The 21431-nt window shown below is 72.1% G+C and carries 21 protein-coding genes and 1 pseudogene; 12 read left to right on the forward strand and 10 right to left on the reverse strand.

The features are described from left to right. Position 1: 1 nt before the first annotated feature. The gene (locus Aut01nite_RS14515; RefSeq protein ID WP_043523425.1) at positions 2 to 964 is read right to left on the reverse strand and encodes a DUF8832 domain-containing protein; all 963 of its coding nucleotides are present in this window, start codon (positions 962 to 964) and stop codon (positions 2 to 4) included. Further along, entirely contained in the window at positions 961 to 1173 is a 213-nt protein-coding gene (locus Aut01nite_RS14520) for a heavy-metal-associated domain-containing protein (RefSeq protein WP_043523426.1), read from the reverse strand. The genes Aut01nite_RS14515 and Aut01nite_RS14520 overlap by 4 nt, the downstream gene beginning before the upstream one ends. A gap of 102 nt (positions 1174 to 1275) precedes the next feature. On the opposite strand from Aut01nite_RS14520, the gene Aut01nite_RS14525 reads away from it, so the two are divergent. Together Aut01nite_RS14525 and Aut01nite_RS14530 are read left to right on the forward strand one after the other, a co-directional pair. After that, positions 1276 to 1572, forward strand: a complete 297-nt coding sequence (locus Aut01nite_RS14525) for a metal-sensitive transcriptional regulator (protein WP_043523427.1) — start codon at positions 1276 to 1278, stop codon at positions 1570 to 1572. Positions 1573 to 1710: 138 nt separating this feature from the next. Further along, positions 1711 to 2505 carry an alpha/beta fold hydrolase gene (locus tag Aut01nite_RS14530; RefSeq protein WP_043523428.1) on the forward strand — a complete coding sequence of 265 codons (795 nt, stop codon included), beginning with the start codon at positions 1711 to 1713 and terminating at the stop codon, positions 2503 to 2505. 59 nt (positions 2506 to 2564) lie between these two features. Here the strand turns inward: Aut01nite_RS14530 and Aut01nite_RS44805 are convergent, their stop codons facing one another. Together Aut01nite_RS44805 and Aut01nite_RS14540 are read right to left on the reverse strand one after the other, a co-directional pair. Further along, a complete protein-coding gene (locus Aut01nite_RS44805) occupies positions 2565 to 2930 on the reverse strand; it encodes a ClpX C4-type zinc finger protein (RefSeq protein ID WP_043523429.1) in 366 nt (121 codons plus the stop codon). Between the two features lie 567 nt (positions 2931 to 3497). Beyond that, positions 3498 to 4652, reverse strand: coding sequence for an XdhC family protein (locus tag Aut01nite_RS14540; RefSeq protein WP_204037533.1), 1155 nt, complete (start codon positions 4650 to 4652; stop codon positions 3498 to 3500). A 127-nt stretch (positions 4653 to 4779) separates the two neighbouring features. On the opposite strand from Aut01nite_RS14540, the gene Aut01nite_RS14545 reads away from it, so the two are divergent. The 9 genes and pseudogenes from Aut01nite_RS14545 to Aut01nite_RS43450 all read left to right on the forward strand — a co-directional run. After that, entirely contained in the window at positions 4780 to 5649 is an 870-nt protein-coding gene (locus Aut01nite_RS14545) for an FAD binding domain-containing protein (RefSeq protein WP_268871688.1), read from the forward strand. Between the two features lie 3 nt (positions 5650 to 5652). Next, positions 5653 to 6150: a (2Fe-2S)-binding protein gene (locus tag Aut01nite_RS14550; protein WP_043523431.1), complete on the forward strand. Its 498-nt coding sequence runs from the start codon at positions 5653 to 5655 to the stop codon at positions 6148 to 6150. Next, positions 6147 to 8540, forward strand: coding sequence for an aerobic carbon-monoxide dehydrogenase large subunit (locus tag Aut01nite_RS14555; protein ID WP_043523432.1), 2394 nt, complete (start codon positions 6147 to 6149; stop codon positions 8538 to 8540). Before Aut01nite_RS14550 ends, Aut01nite_RS14555 begins: the two co-directional genes overlap by 4 nt. Before the next feature lie 28 nt (positions 8541 to 8568). Continuing rightward, a complete protein-coding gene (locus Aut01nite_RS14560; RefSeq protein ID WP_236642574.1) occupies positions 8569 to 9585 on the forward strand; it encodes an XdhC family protein in 1017 nt (338 codons plus the stop codon). 55 nt (positions 9586 to 9640) lie between these two features. Continuing rightward, positions 9641 to 10504 (forward strand): AAA family ATPase, encoded by an 864-nt coding sequence (locus Aut01nite_RS14565; RefSeq protein WP_043523433.1) that lies wholly within the window; start codon positions 9641 to 9643, stop codon positions 10502 to 10504. 66 nt (positions 10505 to 10570) lie between these two features. Continuing rightward, positions 10571 to 11728 carry an SRPBCC family protein gene (locus Aut01nite_RS14570; RefSeq protein WP_043523434.1) on the forward strand — a complete coding sequence of 386 codons (1158 nt, stop codon included), beginning with the start codon at positions 10571 to 10573 and terminating at the stop codon, positions 11726 to 11728. Then, positions 11715 to 12926 (forward strand): vWA domain-containing protein, encoded by a 1212-nt coding sequence (locus tag Aut01nite_RS14575; protein WP_152628539.1) that lies wholly within the window; start codon positions 11715 to 11717, stop codon positions 12924 to 12926. The genes Aut01nite_RS14570 and Aut01nite_RS14575 overlap by 14 nt, the downstream gene beginning before the upstream one ends. Before the next feature lie 535 nt (positions 12927 to 13461). Further along, the gene (locus Aut01nite_RS14580) at positions 13462 to 13671 is read left to right on the forward strand and encodes a hypothetical protein (protein ID WP_152628540.1); all 210 of its coding nucleotides are present in this window, start codon (positions 13462 to 13464) and stop codon (positions 13669 to 13671) included. Between the two features lie 390 nt (positions 13672 to 14061). Beyond that, positions 14062 to 14181: pseudogene (locus Aut01nite_RS43450) on the forward strand (helix-turn-helix domain-containing protein); the annotation flags it as partial. Between the two features lie 304 nt (positions 14182 to 14485). Here Aut01nite_RS43450 and Aut01nite_RS14585 read toward each other — a convergent pair. Together Aut01nite_RS14585 and Aut01nite_RS14590 are read right to left on the reverse strand one after the other, a co-directional pair. Further along, positions 14486 to 15130, reverse strand: a complete 645-nt coding sequence (locus Aut01nite_RS14585) for a response regulator (protein ID WP_043523436.1) — start codon at positions 15128 to 15130, stop codon at positions 14486 to 14488. Next, positions 15118 to 16347 carry a sensor histidine kinase gene (locus Aut01nite_RS14590; RefSeq protein WP_043523541.1) on the reverse strand — a complete coding sequence of 410 codons (1230 nt, stop codon included), beginning with the start codon at positions 16345 to 16347 and terminating at the stop codon, positions 15118 to 15120. The genes Aut01nite_RS14585 and Aut01nite_RS14590 overlap by 13 nt, the downstream gene beginning before the upstream one ends. 150 nt (positions 16348 to 16497) lie before the next feature. Between Aut01nite_RS14590 and Aut01nite_RS14595 the strand changes: the two genes are divergently transcribed. Further along, complete coding sequence (locus tag Aut01nite_RS14595; protein WP_201775456.1) at positions 16498 to 17844, forward strand: alpha/beta hydrolase family protein; 1347 nt, start codon at positions 16498 to 16500, stop codon at positions 17842 to 17844. A 33-nt stretch (positions 17845 to 17877) separates the two neighbouring features. Here the strand turns inward: Aut01nite_RS14595 and Aut01nite_RS14600 are convergent, their stop codons facing one another. From Aut01nite_RS14600 to Aut01nite_RS14615, 4 genes are all read right to left on the reverse strand, one after another. Continuing rightward, positions 17878 to 19065, reverse strand: coding sequence for a cytochrome P450 (locus tag Aut01nite_RS14600; RefSeq protein ID WP_043523437.1), 1188 nt, complete (start codon positions 19063 to 19065; stop codon positions 17878 to 17880). An 84-nt stretch (positions 19066 to 19149) separates the two neighbouring features. Beyond that, positions 19150 to 19698 carry a Rossmann-fold NAD(P)-binding domain-containing protein gene (locus Aut01nite_RS44810; RefSeq protein ID WP_043523438.1) on the reverse strand — a complete coding sequence of 183 codons (549 nt, stop codon included), beginning with the start codon at positions 19696 to 19698 and terminating at the stop codon, positions 19150 to 19152. A 123-nt stretch (positions 19699 to 19821) separates the two neighbouring features. Further along, entirely contained in the window at positions 19822 to 20904 is a 1083-nt protein-coding gene (locus Aut01nite_RS14610) for a hypothetical protein (protein WP_043523439.1), read from the reverse strand. Further along, positions 20897 to 21364: an RpiB/LacA/LacB family sugar-phosphate isomerase gene (locus Aut01nite_RS14615; protein ID WP_052163349.1), complete on the reverse strand. Its 468-nt coding sequence runs from the start codon at positions 21362 to 21364 to the stop codon at positions 20897 to 20899. The genes Aut01nite_RS14610 and Aut01nite_RS14615 overlap by 8 nt, the downstream gene beginning before the upstream one ends. Positions 21365 to 21431 lie beyond the last annotated feature (67 nt).

A 21431-nucleotide genomic window follows, 5' to 3' on the forward strand; every position in this document is an offset into this window, starting at 1 on the left:
CTCAGTCGTGCGTGTGGTCGTCGGACCCGTGCCCGGGGCTCTCGTCCCCGGCCGGGCTCGGGGCGCCGGCGGATGCAGCGGTGGCAGCGGTGGCTGCGGCTGTGGCGGCGGTGAACTCGGCGGTGCGCACCTTCCCACCGTGCTGGAAGTCCAGATAGAGACGGTAGACCCCCTCCGACGGCACCTCGGCCTGGAAAGCCAGGGCGTCCTCGCTCGTCGGATGGACGTGCAGGTAGGCCAGGTCGCCGTCGCGCAGCACCACCAGGTGGCCCAGCGCGCCCAGGTAGGACTCCAGATCGGTGACCGGCTTCCCGTCCCGGCTCACCGCCAGCGTCAGATCGGCGGCGGCGCCGGCCCGCAGGTCCCCGGTCAGCGTGACCGTGTAACCGTCCACCTCGGCGGTCCGCGCCGGCGCCGGCAGCGGCGCCGGCTGATAGTCGCCGGGCGCCGGGACGTCCACGCCCAGCGTGATCGCCTCCGGCATGGCCGTGGCCTGGAAATCGGCGAGCACCCGATACTGCCCGGGGGTATTCACGGCGAGCGGGACCGACCAGGTGCCGTCCGCGCCCAGCACCGGGTGCAGATGTTGATAGCCGGAGAGATCCCGCCGGGCGACGATCAGGTGCAGATCCCGGTCATGGTTCTCGGTGTAGCCGGTGACCGGCTTCCCGTCCGGCCCCAGCACCTGGAATGCGAACGGCCGCGCCGAGCCGACGGACAGCCGCGTGGTCAGCGGGACGAGCCGGTAGCCGTCCTGCGCCACCTGCAGCCCACCGGGCAGATGCTCCCCGTCGCCGTGCCCGGCGGTCTCGCCGCTCCCGGCCGGGTCGGCATGCCCCTCGGTGTGGGCCGGCGCCGGCGCGGGCGCCTGGTCCGGGCCGATCACGCGGCCCGCGCCCAGCGCCGCGCCGAAGACCAGGACGAGCCCGGCGCCGTACGCGGAAAGCCTCGTCGCCGTCCTCATGAGGCGCCGCCCAGCTCGTAACCGGCCTCGTCGACCGCGGCTCGGACGGTCTCGCGGTCGATCGCCCGGTCCGCGCTGACGGTGACCGTGCCGCCGGCCAGATCGACGGCGACGTCGGTGACGCCGGGGATGCGGGACACCTCGGCGGTCACCGAGGTGACGCAGTGGCCGCAGGTCATGCCGGTGACGGGGTAGGTGGTGGTCTCCATGGCGGATGTCCTCTCGTCCGGTGTCCCTCCACCATACACATACCCGGTAGGGGTATGGCAACCTGACGCGCCATACCCCCGGGGGGTTGTACTATCGGCGGCATGACCAATCCTGCCCCGACCCGCGGTTACACGGCCTCCAAGGACAACCTGCAGTCGCGACTGCGCCGCATCGAGGGCCAGGTCCGCGGCATCGAGCGGATGGTCGACGAGGACCGCTACTGCATCGACATCCTCACCCAGATCTCCGCCATCCAGGCCGCCCTCGACAAGGTCGCACTCGGCCTGATGGACGGCCACGCCCGCCACTGCATGCACGAAGGCGCCAAGGAGGGCCGCGCCGACGAGATGGCCGGCGAACTGATGGCCGCCGTCGGCCGCCTGATGAAACGCGGCTGACCGACCCGTCACGCTCCGGCCGGGGCAGCGACGGCGTGATGTCTGCCATAACCCCTTGTCGTCCGGTTCGGGTTCACCGAAGAGTGCTGGTACCCGCTGGTAACAAGTGGCCGGCCACAGCTCGCGACGAGGACCGACATGACGCAGCACGCCCCGATCGTCCTCGTGGCGCCCGCCATGGGCATCGGCTCCCGGTTCTACCGGCTGCTGGTCGAGGCGTTCCAGGCGCGCGGCTGGACCGCGCGGCCACTACCCCGGCGCGGGTTCGAGCCGGCCGACGCGCCGGCGTCCCGGCAGGTGGACTGGACGTACGCCGACGAGATCGACGTCATCGCCCGAGCCGTCGCCGACGCCCGGGCCGAGACACCGGCCCGGCCCGTCATCCTGCTCGGCCACAGCCTCGGCGCCCAGCTGTCGGTGGCGCACCAGATCAACCATCCGGCAGCGGACGGCCTGGTCACCGTGGGCGGATGCCTGCCGTACCACCGGCACTACCCGCTCGCCGGCCTGCCGATCATGATCCAGGCCGGAGTGATCGTTCCGGTGCTGACCGGGCTGTTCGGGTTCCTGCCCAAACCGGCGTTCGGCGGCCCCGGCGCACGGACCCAGATGCGCGAGTGGGCCCGGATGGCGCTGACCGGCCGTACCCCGTTCCCGGCCGCCGAACCGGTCCGCAGCCCGTCCCTGGTGGTGGCCCTGGAGGGCGACCGGCTCGCCCCGGAAACCGCCGTGGAACGCTTCGCCGCCGGGCTCTTCGCCCCGGAGAGCGTCACCACCTGGCACTACCGGCATACCGACGTGCCGCCCGGCGCCAGCAACGACCACATCGGCTGGGCCCGTCGACCCGAGCCGGTCGTCGACCGGGTCATCACCTGGTGGAGAACGGTTGCGGAGGCGCACGGCTCACCCAGCGAGGCCGAGGCCCCGGCCTGACCTCGGCCACTGCTTATCCCGGGTCGCTGCCTCATCGCCGGTCACTGCCGGATCCCGGGTCACTCCTCGCCGGAGAAGCGCTCCCAGGCGGACTGCCGGGTGATTCCGAGAGCGGTACCGATGCGGGTCCAGGTCACCTTGCGGCCGCGGAGGACGGTGATCAGGCGCTGCAGGCTCGCCTCGATCTGCGCGCCGACGGCGGCGACGCGGGGGAGCAGCTCCAGCAGCTGGTCCTCGGTCATCGACTCCTCCCAGACAGGAAGGGGCGTGCCCGGCCCGTCCGGTTTCTGCCGCTCGATCTCCAGGACGTCGTTGCACAGCTGGACGCACTCGTTGCAGATGTAGACGCCGGGCCCGGCGATGATCTTCTCCACGGCTGAACCCGGCTTGGCGCAGAACGAACAGTTGATCTGTAGATCGGTCACGACGGCCTCCCGGCATGAATTCGTCAGGCTCAACCTGACGCTTGTCAGGCTCGACCTTACGGCTCCCCACGCGGGAGGGCTACCGCTCCGGTGTGCCGTCAAGCGGCATTCATGCGGGCGGTGAGGGCGTTCCGGGGTGCCGCATCGGCGACCTGCCGGAGTTCGCCCGCGCGGTGGGCGATCAAGTGGTTCCCAGAAGCCGCTGCGGGTGCGGTTGCCGGCTAGACGGCGCAGGCGCCGGTCTCCAGCGAGTCGGTCCAGGTGGCAGCCGTCGATGAGGCGGTGCACAGGAGCCGCGGGCTGGTACTACGGCGGATCCCGGCGGTGGAGCGGGTCGGTTGCGGTTTTTGCCCGGCTGGTTGTGGTTGCTGTCTCAGCTGCGCTGAGACAGCAACCACAACCAGCCGGGGATACCCGGGACGGGCATGCATGACCCGCCCGCGGGGGACGGTCGGGAGGGAACGCCTGCCGTGGCCGCCGCGAGGCACGGGACGCTGCGTGGGCCGTACCGGAGCCTGGTGTGAGAGAAGTCCGGCGGACCGGAAGTGGGCGACCGCCGTAGCGGTGTCAGGGGGTGGGGTCGTGGATGGGGGCGGTCAGGCCGGTCAGCGGGGCGCCGGAACCGCCCCAGGAGAGGGCGACGATCTCGGCGGCGATGGCGACGGCGGTCTCTTCGGGGGTACGGGCGCCGAGGTCCAGGCCGATCGGGGCGCGCAGGCGGGACAGGGCGGTCTCGGAGACGCCCTCCTCGCGGAGGCGGCGCAGGCGGTCCTCGCACGTGCGCCGGCTGCCCATGGCGCCGATGTAGCGGGCCGGGGTGTGCAGGGCGACCTTCAGCAACGGGATGTCGAACTTGGGGTCGTGGGTGAGCACGCACAGGACGGTGCGTTCGTCCACCGCTGTCGACTCCAGGTAGCGGTGGGGCCATGCGACGACGACCTCGTCGGCGTCGGGGAAGCGGGCCGGGGTGGCGAAGACGCCGCGGGCGTCGCAGACGGTGACCTGGTAGCCGAGGAACTTGCCGATCCGGGCGACGGCGGACGCGAAGTCGATCGCGCCGAAGACGATCATGCGGGCGGGGGCGGCCCAGGACTGGACGAACACCTCCCGCTCGCAGGCGGTGACGATGGCGCTGCGGCCGTGTGCGAGGAGTCCGCGCGCCTGCTCGCCGGCGATCCGATCCAGCTCCGCGCCATCGAGACGACCGCCCGGGAGATCGCTGGGGGAGTCGACGTCGCCCGGGGTTTCGGGGCCGGGGGCGGCGGAGGCCGGGGAATCGGTGGGGGGCCGGGGGGTCAGGGTTCCTTCGGTCCGGTCGGGCCAGACCACCAGCTGGGCGTCGGGCAGCGACACCGTGGCGACGGGGCGGCCGGCGGCGATCGCGGCGAGGACGTCGTCGAGGGCGTGCAGGGCGACGTCCGGCTGGATCATGATCTCGATGGTTCCGCCGCAGGTCAGGCCGACGGAGAGGGCGTCACCGTCGCTCACCCCGTACGTGTGGGTCTGCGCCTTTCCGGTGGTGATGACCTCCTGGGCGGCCGCGTAGACGGCACCCTCGACGCAACCGCCGGAGACGCTGCCGAGGACGTCGCCGTGCTCGCTGACGGCCATCGCGGCGCCCGGCCGGCGCGGGGCCGAACGCCAGGTGTGCACGACCGTGGCCACGGCGAAGGAGGTGCCGGCGGCACGCCAGGCCAGCAGGCCGTCCACGATCTCGCGCATCCGAGCACCTTCCGTGATCGTCGGCGGGGAAGTCAACGGTCGGTTAAGAGTTCCCTTAGGTTGTTGTTGACATTGGACGCCCGGCACGCGAGGGTCTGCGCGACTTCGCGGGAGGTGCAGGGTGCAGGTGCCGGCTCCGTTCGAATACGAACGTGCCACAAGCGTGGATCAAGCCATTGGTCTGCTGGAACGGCTGGGCGGTTCGGCGAGGCTGGTGGCCGGCGGCCACAGCCTGCTGCCGATGATGAAGCTCCGGCTCGCCGATTTCGAATATCTCATCGACATCAACGATCTGCACGGCGAGCTCGGCTACATCAGGCTCAGCGACGGCGAGGTGCGGATCGGCGCCATGACGCGGCACCGTGAGCTGCTGGAGTCGGACGTGCTGGCCGAGGTGTTCCCGATCTTCCGGGACGCGGAGAAGGTGATCGCCGATCCGATCGTGCGCAACCGGGGCACGCTCGGCGGCTCGCTGTGCCAGGCGGACCCGTCGGAGGACCTGTCGGCGGTCTGCACGACCCTGGACGCCAGCTGCGTCATCCGGGGCCCGGGCGGCGCGGAGCGGGTGGTGACGATGGAGGAGTTCCACGTCGGGCCGTACGAGACGGCGGTCGGGGACAGCGAGATCCTCACCGAGATCCGGATCCCGCGGAAGCTGGAGCGGGCCGGGAGCGCGTACGCCAAGGTCGAGCGCCGGGCCGGCGACTGGGCCGTGGTGTCGGCGGGCGCCGCGGTCTGGCTGGACCGGGGACGGATCGTGGACGCCCGGGTGGGCCTGGCCGCGGTCGGCCCGAACACCACCGGCATTCCGGAGATCTCGGCGGCGCTGCGCGGGCACGAGCCCAGCGAGGAGTTGTTCCAGGTGGCCGGGGCGATCGCGGCACGCAGCTGCGACCCGGTGACCGACACCCGCGGCAGCGCGGACTACAAGCGCCACCTGGCGGACGAGCTGACCCGGCGCACCCTGCGCAAGGCTGTGGAACGGGCGAGGAGCTGAGGCATGCAGGTCACGATGACCGTCAACGGGACCGAGTACACCCGTGAGATCGAGGGTCGCATGCTGCTCGTGCACTTCCTGCGCGACGTGCTCGGCCTGACCGGCACCCACTGGGGCTGCGACACCAGCAACTGCGGCGTGTGCGTGGTGTGGCTGGACGGGGAGCCGGTCAAGAGTTGCACGGTGCTCGCGGCGATGGCGGGCGGGCACGAGGTCCGTACCGTCGAGGGTCTGGCGAACGGCGCCGAGCTGGACCCGATCCAGGAGGGCTTCCGGCAGTGCCACGGCCTGCAGTGCGGGTTCTGCACGCCGGGCATGCTGATGACCTGCCGCGCCCTGCTGGACAAGAACCCCGACCCGACCGAGGGCGAGATCCGCGAGGCCATCAGCGGCCAGATCTGCCGGTGCACCGGTTACTCCTCGATCGTCCGCTCGGTCCGCTGGACCGCGGTGCACGAGGCCGAGGCCCGCAACGCGAAGGAGGAGGTGGCGCAGGCATGACGGACCTTCAGGACTCCAAGCTGACGGAGTTCGAGGACAACGACCAGAAGCCGGTCGGGTTCGGCCGGATGCTGCGCAAGGAGGACGCCCGTCTGCTGCGCGGCCGGGGCCGGTTCGTCGACGACGTGCAACTGCCCGGCATGCTGCACCTGGCGATTCTTCGGTCGCCGTTCGCGCACGCGACCATCGTCAGCATCGACACCAGTGCGGCCGAGGCGTCGCCCGGGGTGAAGGCGGTCGTCACCGGCGAGACGCTGAAGGGCCTCGGCCTGGCCTGGATGCCGACCCTCTCCAACGACGTGCAGGCCGTGCTGGCCACCGACAAGGTGCGCTTCCAGGGCCAGGAGGTGGCGTTCGTCGTCGCCGAGGACCGGTACCAGGCCCGCGACGCCCTCGAACTGATCGACGTCGAGTACGACGTGCTCGACCCGGTCATCGACGTCCGCAAGGCGCTCGAACCGGACGCCCCGATCATCCGTACCGACCTCGAGGGCAAGACGAACAACCACGTCTTCGACTGGGAGACCGGCGACGAGGAGGAGACCGCCCGGGTCTTCGCCGAGGCGGACGTGATCGTGCAGGAGGACATCGTCTACCCGCGCGTGCACCCGGCGCCGATGGAGACGTGCGGCTCGGTCGCCGACTTCGACCCGGTCGAGGGCAAGCTGCGGCTCTGGTCGACCACCCAGGCCCCGCACGCGCACCGCACCCTCTATGCGATCGTCGCCGGCATCCCGGAGCACAAGATCCAGGTGATCGCGCCGGACATCGGCGGCGGCTTCGGCAACAAGGTGCCGATCTACCCGGGTTACGTGCACTCCATCGTCGGCTCCATCGTCACCGGCAAGCCGGTGAAGTGGATGGAGGACCGCTCGGAGAACCTGATCAGCACCGGGTTCGCGCGGGACTACATCATGCGCGCGGAGATCGCGGCCACGAACGACGGCAAGATCCTGGCGATCCGTACGAACGTGCTGGCCGACCACGGCGCGTTCAACGGCACGGCCGCCCCGGTGAAGTACCCGGCCGGCTTCTTCGGCGTCTTCACCGGCAGTTACGACCTCAAGGCCGCGCACTGCAAGATGACGGCGGTCTACACCAACAAGGCGCCGGGCGGTGTCGCGTACGCCTGCTCGTTCCGCATCACCGAGGCCGTCTACCTGGTCGAGCGGATCGTCGACGCCCTCGCCTACCAGCTGGAGATGGACCCGGCCGAGCTGCGGCTGAAGAACTTCATCCAGCCCGAGCAGTTCCCGTACACCACCAAGACCGGCTGGGTGTACGACTCCGGCGACTACGAGCCCACCATGCGCCTGGCCATGGAGATGGCCGGGTACGACGAGCTGCGCCGCGAGCAGGCCGAGAAACGGGCCCGCGGCGAACTGATGGGCATCGGCATCTCGTTCTTCACCGAGGCGGTCGGCGCCGGCCCGCGCAAGAACATGGACATCCTCGGCCTGGGCATGGCCGACGGCTGTGAGCTGCGGATCCACCCGACCGGCAAAGCGGTCGTCCGGCTGTCGGTGAAGACCCAGGGCCAGGGCCACGAGACCACGTTCGCGCAGATCATCGCCGAGGAGCTGGGTATCCCGCCGGCCGACATCGACGTGCTGCACGGCGACACCGACAACACCCCGTTCGGTCTCGGCACGTACGGCTCCCGGTCCACCCCGGTCTCCGGCGCGGCGGCCGCGCTGGTGGCCCGCAAGGTCCGGGACAAGGCGAAGCTGATCGCCTCGGCGATGCTCGAGGTGTCGGTCGCCGACCTGGACTGGGTCAAGGGCGCGTTCCAGGTCAAGGGCGACCCGGGCCGGTCGGTGACGATCCAGGACATCGCGTTCCGGACGCACGGGGCGGGCGACCTGCCGGACGGCGTCGAGGGCGGCCTCGAGGCGCAGATCTGCTACAACCCGTCGAACCTGACGTACCCGCACGGGGCGTACATCTGCGTCGTCGACATCGACCCGGGCACCGCCGAGGTGAAGGTCCGCCGCTTCATCGCGGTCGACGACTGCGGCACCCGGATCAACCCGATGATCATCGAGGGCCAGGTGCACGGCGGTCTCGCCGACGGCGTCGGCATGGCGCTGATGGAGATGATCTCCTTCGACTCCGACGGAAACTGCCTCGGCGCCTCGCTGATGGACTACCTGATCCCGACCGCTCTGGAGACGCCCGACTGGGAGACCGGCTACACGGTCACCCCGTCGCCGCACCACCCGATCGGGGCCAAGGGCATCGGCGAGTCCGCCACCGTCGGCTCGCCGCCGGCGATCGTCAACGCGGTCGTCGACGCGCTCAAGCCGTTCGGTGTCCGGCACGCCGACATGCCGCTCACCCCGTCCCGGGTCTGGGACGCCATGCGCGGCCAGGCCACGCCGCCGATCTGAGGCGACACCCCGGGGGTCACCGTCCGCGGTGACTCCCGGGTTCGTTCCCACCCTCAAGACCTTCGAGAGGTACGTGATGACGCCGATCGCCGAGCGCGCGCACGAGCTGACCGTCGCCCGCCGCCCGTTCGTGCACGCCACCGTGGTCCGTGCCCAGGAGCCCACCTCGGCCCGGGCCGGCGACGACGCGGTGATCCTGGCCGACGGGTCCATCGAGGGTTTCGTCGGCGGGGTGTGCGCGGAGACGTCGGTGCGGGCCGCCGCCATGGAGACGCTCCGCGACGGCAACACCGTGCTGCTGCGGGTGCTGCCGGAGGACGCGGCCGAGTTCCCGGAGGCGCCCGGCGCGCGGGTCGTCGTCAACCCCTGCCACTCCGGTGGGGCCATCGAGATCTTCCTGCGGCCGGTGCTGCCGAAACCGCTCGTCGCGGTGGCCGGGAACAGCCCGATCAGCACGGCCGTCGTGTCGCTGGCGGAGTTCCTGGACTTCGAGGTGGTGAGCGGGTCCTACGCCGGGGTCACCGCGGTCGTGGTGGCCGGGCTGGGCCGCGACGAGGAACGCGCCGTCCGCGACGCCCTGGACGCCGGAGTCGGGCTGATCGCGCTGGTGGCGAGCAACACCCGGTCGGCGATCCTGCTCGACGCGATGGGAGTGTCCGCGGACGAACGGGCCCGGGTCAGGGCGCACGCGGGAATCGACATCGGTGCCCGTACCCCCAAGGAAATCGCTCTCTCGGTCCTCGCCGAGATCATCCGGGAGATCCGGCGCGGCGACCTCGCCCCCGCCTCCCTCTCGCCCGCCTCCCAGGCTGCGTCCCATGCCGAGGCCGCCGCCTTCGCGAAGGCCGGGCCCGCATTCGTGGCCGGTCCGACTCTGCCCGTCGGGCCGGCCACCCCCGACGTCCCCGCGGCGACCGCGATCGACCCGGTCTGCGGAATGACCGTGATCATCGGGCCGGACACCCATCACGGGGTGGTCGACGGGCAGGACTACTGGTTCTGCTGCCCCGGCTGCCTGAAGAAGCACACCCGCGGCAGGTCATGAGCCGGCTGCCGATCGATGGTGCACACCCGAGAAGACGACGAGCGGCTGCTGAGGCATGAACAATCCTGACGAGGTCATCGAAGGGCTCGACGCCGCCGACTACCTGGCCGACGACGGGCTCGCCATGGCCGTCTTCCTGGCGCTGCGTCTCGGCAGGCCGCTGCTGCTGGAAGGCGAACCCGGCGTCGGCAAGACCGCGGCCGCGAAAGCCCTGGCCCGGGCGCTGGACACGCCGTTCATCCGATTGCAGTGCTACGAGGGCCTGACCGCCGGCGAAGCCCTGTACGAATGGAACTACCAGCGGCAGCTGCTGCACATCCGGCTCGCCGAGGCCCGCGGCGTGTCCGTCGACGACGCCGACCTGTTCACCACCGACTTCCTGCAGGAACGGCCCATCCTGAAAGCCGTCCGGCACGCCGGGCCCACCCCGCCGGTGCTGCTCATCGACGAGATCGACCGGGCCGACGACGAGTTCGAGGCGCTGCTGTTCGAGTTCCTCGGCGAGGCGTCGGTGACCGTTCCGGAACTCGGCACCTTCGCCGCCACCCGGCCGCCGATCGTGGTGCTCACCTCCAACCGCAGCCGCGACCTGCACGACGCGCTGCGCCGCCGCTGCCTCTACCACTGGATCGAATTCCCGGCCCCGGACCGCGCGGCGTCGATCGTGCGCCGCGCGGTCCCGGGCGCCACCGCGCCGCTGATCCGGGACGCCACCGAGTTCATCGGGCGAGTGCGGGGACTCGACCTGGACAAGGCGCCGGGACTGGCGGAAAGCATCGACTGGGTGTCGGCGCTGGCGGCTCTCGGCGTCACCGAACTCGCCGCCGCGGACGTCTGGCGGACCATCGGCGCGATCGCCAAGACACCCGACGACCGGGTCGCCGTCGCGGCCGCCCTGCCTCCGCCGCCGACGCGGTGACGGTGCTCACGGCGTACCGCTGCACCTGTCTCTCGATCTTGTCTGACGCACCTCAGGAGAGCCCCCATGAAGATCAGTAACGAGTTCACCGTGCAGATCCCGATCGACCGGGCGTGGGAGGCGCTGACCGATCTGGAAGGTATCGCGCCGTGCCTGCCGGGCGCCCAGCTCACCGGGGTGGAGGGCGAGGTCTACCAGGGCAAGGTGAAGATCAAGGTCGGGCCGGTGATCTCCGACTTCTCCGGGACCGCGCGGTTCACCGAGAAGGACGCGGCGGCATATCGAGCGGTCATCGACGCGAAGGGACGTGACGCGCGGTCGGCGGGGAACGCGTCGGCGTCGGTCAGCGCCTTCCTGACGGCGGTGACCGAGACCAGCACCAAGGTCACCGTCGACACCGACCTGAAGATCAGCGGGAAGCTGGCCCAGTTCGGCAGCGGCATGATCAAGGAGGTGTCGTCGAAGCTGCTGGCCCAGTTCGTCGCCAACCTCGAAGCCCGGCTCGCCGCCGACCTGGCCGGGGGTCCTGCCACCGGCGCGTCTGAGGCTTCTGTCGCCGGCACGGCTGAGGCTTCTGCCGTCGGGTCGGCTGAGGCTTCTGCCGTCACGGGGACTCCGGCGGCTCCTTCCACTACAGCCGATTCCGTCGCCGGCAACGGGGCTTCGGCGGCGGCGGTGGCGACCGCGCCGGACACTGCGGTGGCACTCGGGGCGGCCGCTCCCGCGAAGACCGTCGAGGTGGGTGCCGAACCGGCGGCGGCGGTCGTTCCCGACCCCTCCGCGGGTGAGGTCGAGCCGGCGGCGGGACGTATCGAGACGGCGGAGGGCACGCCCGAGCCGGTCGCCCCGCTCCGCACGCCGGACGCGAACCTGTCGGCCGTCGCTGCCGGCTCTGCTTCCAGCGCTGCCCCGGCCGCTTCACCGGCAGGCGGCTCTGGTTCGGTCGAGGGTTCTGCTTCGGCCAGCGGCTCTGGTTCGGTCGAGGGCTCTGCTCCGGCTGGCGGTTCTGCTTCGGCCGGCGGCTCTGCTCCGGCTGGCGGTTCTGCTTCGGCCGGCGGTTCTGCTTCGGTCGGCGGGGAACGAGCCATCGAGAGCGCGGAGCCCGCGCCGATCGATCTGCTGGACGTCGCCGGCGGGTCGATCTACAAGCGGGTCGTTCCGGTGGCCGTCGGGGTGGCCGTCGTGGCCGCCGCCGTGATCGCCTGGTTCGTTGGCCAGGGCTGAACAGCCCCCGCTGCTGTTGCGGGGCACCGACCGGGCCGCGTTCGCCGTGGCGTTCACGGCCCGGTTACGCCGCGCCGGCCTGCAGGCTGGGATCACCGAGACCGACGACCTGGTACGGGCGCTGGCGGTGAGCCCGCCGACCTCACGGACCGCGCTCTACTGGACGGCGCGGATCGCGCTGGTCCGCCGCCACGGTGACCTGGCGGTGTTCGAGCGCGTCTTCGCCACGGTCTTCAACGACACTCCGCCGTTGCCGTTGAGCCGGTCGGCCGTACCCCCTCGTCGCCGTGACGACGGCCTGCACGTCGCCGTCCCCGGAACCGGAGACGAGGGCGCCGCCGCCGGTGGCGGCCTGCCCTGGGCGACCCTGCCGCCGGCCGTCGCCGCCGACGATCCGGACCTCCCCGGCGAGGGCCTCGACCTGCCGGACCTGCGCCCCAGCGATCTGGCCGCGCTCGCCGACCGGCCGTTCGAGGAACTGGATCAGGCGCAGACCGAAGCGCTCGGGACGGCGTTGCGCGCCGCCCTGACATCGTGGCCGCAGCGCCGCAGCCGCCGTCACCGCGCCGACCCGGCCGGCCACCGGGTGGCGTTACGGCCGACGATCGCCCGCGCCCGGCGCACCGGCTGGGAGGCGATCACGGTGGTCCGGGAGCGCCCGGTCCCGCGCCCGCGGCGGGTGGTGATGCTGTGCGACGTGAGCGAGTCGATGCGCTCCCAGGCAGCCGCTTGTCTGCAGCTCATGCGGGCGTTCACGACGGTCGCCGACGCTGAGGTGTTCGCGTTCGCGACCCGGCTGACCCGGCTCACCGTCCCGTTGCGCCACACCTCCGCCCGAGAGGCGATCGAGCAGGCCAGCGACGCCGTCGACGACCGGTTCGGCGGAACCCGGATCGCCGCCAACATCGCCGCCCTGCTCGCCTCCCACCACGGCAACACGGTCCGCGGCGGCGTGGTCATCATCGCCTCCGACGGTTGGGACAGCGATCCCCCCGAGGCGATGACCGCCGTGATGACGCGGTTGCGCCGGCGCGCGTACCGCATCCTGTGGCTGAATCCCCGCGCGGGCGCCGCCGGTTTCGCCCCACGGGTCGGCGGGATGGCCGCCGCCCTGCCGTTCTGCGACGACCTGCTCCCGGCCGCCACCTTCACCGACCTCACCGCCGCCACTCACCACCTGCGAACCCTCACCAGGTAAGCGACCTCGTCATCGTGCTGGTCGCCATCGGCCTCACCGTGACGATCACCGCGGCGCTCATCCGGCGGACCGTCCGGAGCCGGATGGCCGGCCCATACGACAGGGCGCAGACGCGCTTGACGTTCATCTGCGCCGTCGTCGGCATCCGGCAGGGCTTCAACGACGGCCCGCTCGACCGATGGACCGTCGAACGGGGCTACCGACGTGGTCGAGCTGGTGCTTGCACAGGCCAAGGGGCTCGTACATCGCCGGCGCAATCGGTCTCATGGCCGAGCTGCCCCTCGGACGGATCGGAGACGCCACGATGGCCGTCATGGGGTTGTACTCGCGGGTCGGATCGCCCATCCCCGCCCTCGTGTTCGGGGTCGCGTAATGCTGATCACCGCTGCCGCAGTGGCCGAACGAGGATGGGCGAACAAAGGTGTAGCCCTCGGACGAGGGATGCTCGCGGCGGCCAGGCGTGCGTACGGTCGACGGCGGGGACACTCCAACAGGCCCCATCCCCGGCGCCCGGCTGAGACCCGGAGAGGAACCCGTGACCCCCGAAGAACACAGCGAAGAAGCCTTGGAACGGACGGTCCGCCGCCTGTTCGCACGAGAGCCGTCCAGCCTGGAGCGCCTCGGCCATCGGGTGCTGTCAGGGCAGACAGAGCCGTTGCCACCGAGGCTGACACATGACGGCGTAGACCTCGACACCTTCGATGACAGTGACGGCGACCCGGGTTTCAAGATCGGTGGCAGCTAGCCAGTACGCGAAACAGCCCGGAGAGGGGGTCTCCGGGTTGCTCGCTGCTGGGGTTCGAGGCGGTCAGTTGCCGCCGGCCGGGCTACCGCTGCCCGTGTTGCCGCCGCTGCCGCCCTCGCCGCCGTGGGCCAGTTCGAGAATGCTCATGGCTTCCTCCTTCGTCCTGGAGCGACCCGGCAAGGCCGCCCATTGATGAGCCCCACTGTCGGGGACGGCTGGAACCGCAAGGGGGACGCTGTCTCCCCCTGGGTACTTTCTCCCCCTTACCGGATCTCCGCGATCGCTGAAACGTGTAACGCCCCGCGATAGCCCGGCGCGCTACCGCCGACGACGGCGGCCGGGGTAGCGGCCGGCCGCCTCACCCCGACCGCTACCAGGGGAGCCGCCGCCATGACCGACCCCGTCGACGCCGCCTTCGGAACCCGGCACCGCGCCCTACGTGAGCGTGCCGGGAAAACCCGCCCCGTCCTCGCCGGCCTTGTCGGCCGCTCACCCGATTGGGTCAAGGCCCAACGCCGCCCGAGCGGATTTCAGCGAACTGCCGAAGTACTGCCTCTGGCCGGGAGTGGACCTGGCCGGGCGAGGAGAAGGAGCGCAGCAGATCCTCGCCGTCGACAAGCCGCTCTCCACCGCTCCCAGCAAGCTCGCCCGGTACCGGATCGCCGACAGCAACCTGCGCCTCGGGTTTCCAGCCGGGGACCAGCGGCCTGGTCGTCGTGAGCCGTTCCGGGGCCGACCTCCCGGCCGGAGCCGTGGACCTGGTCTGGGGCCCGGACGACGTCGTTCGGGCCTGGTCCGCCTGAGGGGTGGGCGGTCAGCGGTCGCGGTCGTCGAGGTAGGCGAGGACGGCCAGGACACGGCGGTGGTGACTGGTCGACGGGGGCAGGCCCAGCTTGGCGAAGAGGGCGTTGATCAGGTTGCTCACCGACTTCTCGGTGATGGTGAGGTGGGTGGCGACGGCGGCGTTGGAGTGCCCCTCGGCCATCAGGCGCAGGACATCCTGTTCGCGATGGGTCAGGTCGGTCAGGGAGTCGCGGCCGTGCAGCAGACGGGCGATCACGTCGGGGTCGATGACGGTGCCGCCGGCGGCGACCTGGTGGAGCGCGGCGACGAACTGGCGGACGTCGCCGACCCGATCCTTGAGCAGGTAACCGACCGCGCCGGCGCGGTCGGCCAGCAGTTCCCGGGCGTAGAGGCGCTCGACGTACTGGGACAGGACCAGGATCGGCAGGCCGGGCACCTGCTCGCGGGCGGTGAGAGCGGCGCGCAGCCCCTCGTCGGTGAACGTGGGAGGCAGCCGGACGTCGACGACGGCGATGTCCGGGCGGACCTCGACGAGGCGTTCGGTGAGGCCGGTGCCGTCGGCGGCGGTCGCGACCACGTCGAAGCCGTACGCGGTCAGCATGCGGGTGAGACCGTCGCGCAGCAGCGCCTGGTCCTCGGCGATCAGGACCCGCACGGCAGCTCCATCTCGAGCACGGTCGGGCCGCCGGCCGGGCTGCTGACCCGCAGCGTGCCGTCGAAGGCGGCCATCCGCCGCTGGATGCCGAGCAGGCCGGTGCCGCGGGCCGGATCGGCGCCGCCGTGCCCGTCGTCGCGGACGGTGATGTGCAGGGCGGCGCCGGCGTCGAGGACGGTGACGTGCACGCGGGTGGCGCCGCTGTGCCGGCCGGCGTTGGCGAGGGCCTCGGCGACGGCGAAGTAGCCGGCGGCCTCGACCGGGGCGGCGAGCCGCCGGTCCAACCGCAAATCCAGGTCGGCGGGGTACGCGGTGTCCAGCACCAGCGCCTCGACGGCGGCGGCCAGACCCCGGTCGGCGAGCACGGGCGGGTGGATTCCCCGTACCAGATCGCGTAGTTCGGCCAAGGCCGTGCCCGCACCGGCCCGGGCCTCCGCGACCAGGGCCTTCGCGCCGGCCGGGTCGGTGTCGATGACGTCCTCGGCGACGCCGAGACTCATCGACATCGCGACCAGTCGCGCTTGCGCGCCGTCGTGCAGGTCCCGTTCGATGCGGCGCAGTTCGGCGGCGGAGGCGTCGACGGTGGCCGCCCGGGCGACGGTGAGACGGCCGACCCGTTCGGCCAGCACCGCCGTCGAGCCGGGGCCCAGGAGCGCGGCCGCGAGACGGGCCTGGCCGCGGACCAGGCGGCGGGGCAGCCGGTACGCGACGACGGCCACTCCCACCCCGATCGGCACCAGGATCCAGCTCAGCACCGGCGACCGGCCGGTCAGTTCCAGCACCAGCGGGTCGTACCCGGCCCGCCGCGGCAGGACCGCCTGCAGCACGGGCGCCGTCAGGCACTGCGCCGCGCCCAGCCACAGGGTGGCCGACAGCACCAGGCTGCCGAGCCCGGCAACGAACTGGCACGCCGCCCAGGCGAAGTCGAACCAGGTCGCCCGGTCGCGCAGGACCACCCGCAGCCGGGCGAGCGCCCCGGCCGGCAACGGCCGGTACGGCTCCGGCACCGGCGCACCGAGCACCGCGGCGGCCCGGCGGCGCTGGACCCCGGCGAGCCGGCGGGTCACCCACACGGCGGCGGCGAAGAACCCCACCCCCAGGCCGGCCACCACGCTCGCCGGAACCGACGCCACGACCAGGAACAACAGCACGGGCGCGGGCAGGCCGATCATCGCGCTCACCGCCAGCCAGCCCAGGTCACGTCCATGACTACGCATGCTCTCCACGGCACCGACAGTAGAGCGGCGTCGATCTCACCGGCAGGGTGCCTGCACCCCGCCGGTTCCGGGGGTGCGCGCCCTGTCCGCCGGGCGGCGCGACGGCCAGGCTGAACACCGACGTACCGAGATCGACCGGGGGAGACAGAGATGCGAAGAATCGTCACAGCCGTGCTGGTGGCGCTGGCCGTCACGGCGCCGGCGCCGGCCCACGCCGACACCACGACGGGGACCGGGGACGTGATCGCCACCGCTGTCGACTTCACCGGCGCGGGCGGCGTGACGCTGCACGGAACCGTGCTGACGCCGGCCACCCCGGCGGGACCGGCCCGGCGGCCGGCGATCGTGATGCTGGAGGGCGCGGGCAACCGCGGCCGGGACTACCTGATGCCGGAGGCGCGGGCCTACGCCCGGCACGGCATCACCACGCTGGTGTACGACAAGCGCACCGACGGCTATTCGATGCTGGACCGCGACTACGGGCTGCTCGCCGACGACGCGCTCGCCGGGCTGCGGATGCTGCGGTCCCGGCCGGACGTCGACCCGGAACGGGCCGGTCTGTGGGGGCTGTCCGAGGGCGCGTTCGTCGCCCCGATCGCCGCGAACCGCTCCGATGACGTGAAGTTCCTGATCACGGTCGGTGCGGTCGGTGTCACCCCGGCCGAGCAGACAGCCTGGGCGTACGGCACCTACCTGCGGCATGCCGGTGTCGGCGGCTCCCTGCCGGACACCATGCGCGGTGTCACGGTCCGTACCGCGATCGGGGCGGGCATCTTCTCCGAGTCCGGTTTCGATCCGGTGCCGCACTGGGAGCGGGTTCGCCAGCCGGTCCTCGCCCAGTGGGGCCGCCTGGACCGGGACGCCGTGCCGGGGGAGAGCAGCCGGCTGATCCGCGGGGCCCTGGAACGCGGCGGGAACACCCGGCACACCGTCCGGATCGTCGACGGCGTCAACCACAACCTGCACCGCACCGCCGACGACGGCTTCGACCGCCTGCCCGGACTGCCCGCCGGTTACGGCGACGTGGAGGCCCGCTGGATCGCCGACCCGGCGCCGGGGACCGTCCCCGCCGGTGACTTCGGTGCGGAGCCGGCCGCGCCGGCCATCGGAGACCCGGCCTGGTACGAGTCGCCCGTGATCCTGCTGGTGGCGCTCCTGGCGATGGTCGCCGCCCTGATCATCCGCCCGCGCGTGCGGGGTCTCCGGGCGGCCCGCTGGCTCGCCGTGCTCGGCCCGGTCACCGTCGCCGGCACCCTGCTGTACCTGCTGGCGCTGCTCGCCACGGCCGCGAAGGTCACCGGCCCGGTGCTGCTGGGCCGGCCGGTCGTCTGGCTCGTCCTGCAAGCGCTGGCCTGCGCCACCGTCGCGGCCACGGTCGCGGTGGGGTACCACCTGCTTCGCCACCGTCCCGCCCAGCGGATCCGCCCGGGCCTGCTCCTGGCGGCCGGCCTGCTGTTCATCCCGTGGGCGGTCCAGTGGGGTCTGCTGATCCCGTGACGTATCCGAGGCCGAGCGGTGAACGGTTCCGGCTCACGACGGCACGGGGAAGCGCAGTGGCAACTCGTTCGGGCCGTGGGTGCCGATCGCCGGCCGCCAGGTCACCTCGCCGGCGATGACCGGCGGCCCGAACCGGCGGGCGAGGATCGGGAGGGCTTCGCCGAGCTCGGCGCGGGCCAGCGCGGCGCCGAGACAGTAGTGCGGGCCGGCGCCGAACTGGAGCAGGGGCGCCTCCCGGACGGCGGTGACGTCGAAGGACCGCCCGGCGGGATAGGCCCGCGGATCCCGCTGGGCGGTCCGCACGGCCACGGTCACGAAGGTCCCGGCGGGCAGGGGCAGACCGTGGAACGCGAAGTCCCCGGCCACGCGACGGAACAGGCTCGCCGCCGACGGCCGCCAGCGCATCGTCTCGGTGACGGCACGGCCGGCCAGTTCGGGACGGTCGCGCAGCAGGGTCCACTGGCCGGGGTGCTCGGCGAAGGTGACCATCGTGTTCGAGAACTGGTGACGGGTGTTGTCGTGGGCGCCGAAGACCAGGGTGACCAGCAGGTTGCGGAGTTCGCCGCGAGTGACCGTCCCCTCGGACCGCCAGGCGGCGACCATCGTGGAGATCAGGTCGTCGGCCGGATGCTTCGTCTTCTCGTCGATGAGCACGTCCAGGTAGCCGTCCAGTCCCGTGACGGCTCGTTCCACGCGTGCCGCGGCGCCGCCGCCGGCGGCCAGCGCGAAGATCAGGCCGATGTCGCTGGACCAGGCGCTGAAGACGTCGTGGTCGGCGGCGGGCACACCGAGCAGCTTCCCCATGACGGCCAGCGGCAGCCGGTCGGCGAACGCCTCGACGAACTCGGTCGCGCCGGTGCCCGCGAACTCGTCGGCCAGCGCCTCGGCCGTCGCCCTGATGAACGGGCGCAGCAGGTCGACGGTGCGCGGGGTGAAGGAACGGCCCACCAGGCCGCGGAGCCGGCGGTGGTCGGCGCCGTCCCGGTTGACGATCATCGGGACCCACCAGTCGTGGATCGGCCCGGAGGTGATGCCGTTGCGTCGCAGGTAGTCGTCGCCACCGTGGTCGAGACGGCGGTCGCGGAGCAGCTCCTGCGCCTCCGCGTGGCGCAGCACGAGCGGGCCGAGCGGGCTGTCGGCGTACCACCCGGCGTCCTGGGCGGCCAGCACCTCCGGCGCGGTGAAGTCGAAGGCCGGATCGAGAACGTCGAGGAAGGTCATGGGAACCCCGCCCGGTCGGGTGTGTGTCACCGAGTGTGCTGCACCGGCTGCCAAGAGCGGAATGTCGGCCGGCGGACAGCGGCGCTACCCGCGCTGACCGGACGGCGCCGTCGCCGGGGTGAACGCGGCCGCGAAGTCGTGGGCGAAACCGGCGATCCCGCGCGCCGGACGGCCGGTGATCGCCCGCACGTCGCCGGTCGCCCGCTCGAAGCCGCCGGCGCGGATCACGCCGAAGACGCCGGCCAGGTGGGCGGCGAGCCGGTCCGGCAGGCCGTTGCCCTCGAACCGTGGCCGCGCCTGCTCCTCGGTCAGGTCGACGGAACGGACCGGATGCCCGGTCGCCTCGGTGAGCGCCGCCGCCACGTCCGCGAAGGTGATCGGCGCGGGGGTTCCGTTCATCAGCCGGGTCGCCTGCGGCTCCATCCACGTGGTGACGAACGTGGCGGCGTTCATCCGGGCGTTGCCGTCGAGCATCAACTCGTCATGGATGACCTGGTAAGCCGTCTCCGGATCGAGTTCGTCGACGGGGATCTCGTGGCGGGGGATCGTGCGGTCCGCCAGCCCGAATCGCGGGGTGACGGCGAGCTTCTCCGGTGCCGGGCGGGTGGTGGCCTCGGGATGCTTCAGCGTCACGTCATCGAATCGGCGGGCGGCCGTGCCTCCTCCACCACGGATGAGACGGCCGCGGAGGAGACGGCCGCGGACGAGACCGTCTCGGATGAGGCGGCCGCGGGTGGACCGGGGCGGAACGTGCCGTCAGGTGAGCCGCAACGGGGTGGAGGAGCCGACGGTCTGGAGGACGCTGAACGACGTCGCCTTGCCGTTGACCTTGAGTTTCGCTCCGGAGAGGGACATCTTCAGGGTGCCGGTGGTGAAGTTCGCGGGGACCTGGACGACGAAGTCGTACTGGTAGCCGGAGCGGCGGTGGCTGCCGGCGACCGGGGTCAGGCCGCCGATCCGCAGCCCACTCGAGGGGAGGGTCGCCTCGGCACGGTCGTCGTCGTGGCCTTTGCCCTGCTCGGGAGCGGCGGACACGTCGACGGACACACTCAGCCAGGCCTTGCCCTTCGGCGCGTATCCGCGGCCCTCCATCCACGGCAGGCGTTTGACGATGTACGAACTGACGAAGATCGCGTAGTTGCGGCCGCCGGCCCGGACCCAGGAGTAGTTGCCGATCCGTTCCGGAGCGTGGTTGCTGGTGATCCAGTTGTCGACGATGACGTCGTAGCGGCCCGGTTCGGCGCCGTACCGCCGGCCGGTCCGCATGTCCTGCGCCTGCCGGTGACCGTTGTCGCCGACCTCCAGCAGGACCTTCGTCTTCGGGGCGGCGGCCACGACGAGCAGGGCGCCGTCGCCGGGATCGCCGAGCGGGTAGGACTTCGCGCCGATCCGGATCGCCGGCCGGACGAGCTTGCCGTCGGTCTTGGCGAGCAGGAACTCGCGGCCGGCGCCCGGCTTGAGGTGGATGCGCTCCCACGTGCCCGGCGCCGGCTCCGGCGGGAACCTCCCGGCGTCCGCGGTCAGGTGCAGCGTCGCGAACTCGTCGGGATCGGCGACGAACTCCTTGCGGGCGGCCACCGTGGTGATCGCGGCCCGGTAGCCGGCGCCGATCATCTCGTTGCTGAAGACGGTCTGGTCACCCAGGTCGAGGGTGTCGGGATCATCGGCGAACCAGCCGACGAACGTTCCCGGCGCGTCGTGGGACACCTCCACCATGGTGGGACTGGCGGACGGCGTCGGGGTGACCGCGGGGGACGTCGGCGCGGCCTGCGGCTCGGCGGCGTTCTCGCAGCCCGCGAGGGCGATGACCACGGCAGCGGCGGCGATCTTCTTACGCATGTCGTCCAGTATCGATGTCCGGATCATCGGGCGGGACCCCGTGGGCGCCCGGTTCGAGGGCGGCGATGTTGGCAGCTTCGCCGGGATCGGGGGCGGGCGTGTCGAGGAAGGCGTGCAGGATCTCCACCGCCACGTCGGGGGCCAGCCGTTTGAGGCTCATCGCCAGGACGTTCGCGTCGTTCCACAGGCGGGCGCCGCGGGCGATCCACGGGTCCCAGGCGAGGGCGGCGCGCACCCCGGGGACCTTGTTGGCGGCGATGGCGGTGCCGGTGCCGGTCCAGCACATGACGACGCCGTAGTCGGCGTGGCCGGCGACGACGGCCCGGCCGACGAAACGGCCCAGATCGGGCCAGTCCGGAGAGCCCTCGGGGCGGAGGATGTCGTGGCCGGCGCCGGCCAGGGCCTCGACGACGGCGCGCGTCGTCTCGTTCTCGTCGTCACAGGCGAACGCGATCCGCATGGCCGAAGCCTATGCGGGCCGGCCGGCGGCGGCGAGGAGGCCGAACCCGGCGAAGGCCCCGGTGAAG

Source organism: Actinoplanes utahensis, assembly GCF_016862455.1.
Classification (GTDB): Bacteria; Actinomycetota; Actinomycetes; order Mycobacteriales; family Micromonosporaceae; genus Actinoplanes; species Actinoplanes utahensis.

What these genes read in the sequence shown, in the direction of transcription:
- Aut01nite_RS14550 (WP_043523431.1), top strand. Translation starts at nt 5,653, where the DNA reads ATGCAGGTCACGATGACCGTCAACGGGACCGAGTACACCCGTGAGATC.
- Aut01nite_RS14615 (WP_052163349.1), bottom strand. Translation starts at nt 21,364, where the DNA reads ATGCGGATCGCGTTCGCCTGTGACGACGAGAACGAGACGACGCGCGCC.
- Aut01nite_RS14570 (WP_043523434.1), top strand. Translation starts at nt 10,571, where the DNA reads ATGAAGATCAGTAACGAGTTCACCGTGCAGATCCCGATCGACCGGGCG.
- Aut01nite_RS14590 (WP_043523541.1), bottom strand. Translation starts at nt 16,347, where the DNA reads ATGCGTAGTCATGGACGTGACCTGGGCTGGCTGGCGGTGAGCGCGATG.
- Aut01nite_RS14595 (WP_201775456.1), top strand. Translation starts at nt 16,498, where the DNA reads ATGCGAAGAATCGTCACAGCCGTGCTGGTGGCGCTGGCCGTCACGGCG.
- Aut01nite_RS14555 (WP_043523432.1), top strand. Translation starts at nt 6,147, where the DNA reads ATGACGGACCTTCAGGACTCCAAGCTGACGGAGTTCGAGGACAACGAC.
- Aut01nite_RS14525 (WP_043523427.1), top strand. Translation starts at nt 1,276, where the DNA reads ATGACCAATCCTGCCCCGACCCGCGGTTACACGGCCTCCAAGGACAAC.
- Aut01nite_RS14610 (WP_043523439.1), bottom strand. Translation starts at nt 20,904, where the DNA reads ATGCGTAAGAAGATCGCCGCCGCTGCCGTGGTCATCGCCCTCGCGGGC.
- Aut01nite_RS14515 (WP_043523425.1), bottom strand. Translation starts at nt 964, where the DNA reads ATGAGGACGGCGACGAGGCTTTCCGCGTACGGCGCCGGGCTCGTCCTG.
- Aut01nite_RS14520 (WP_043523426.1), bottom strand. Translation starts at nt 1,173, where the DNA reads ATGGAGACCACCACCTACCCCGTCACCGGCATGACCTGCGGCCACTGC.
- Aut01nite_RS14600 (WP_043523437.1), bottom strand. Translation starts at nt 19,065, where the DNA reads ATGACCTTCCTCGACGTTCTCGATCCGGCCTTCGACTTCACCGCGCCG.
- Aut01nite_RS14540 (WP_204037533.1), bottom strand. Translation starts at nt 4,652, where the DNA reads ATGCGCGAGATCGTGGACGGCCTGCTGGCCTGGCGTGCCGCCGGCACC.
- Aut01nite_RS14530 (WP_043523428.1), top strand. Translation starts at nt 1,711, where the DNA reads ATGACGCAGCACGCCCCGATCGTCCTCGTGGCGCCCGCCATGGGCATC.
- Aut01nite_RS14565 (WP_043523433.1), top strand. Translation starts at nt 9,641, where the DNA reads ATGAACAATCCTGACGAGGTCATCGAAGGGCTCGACGCCGCCGACTAC.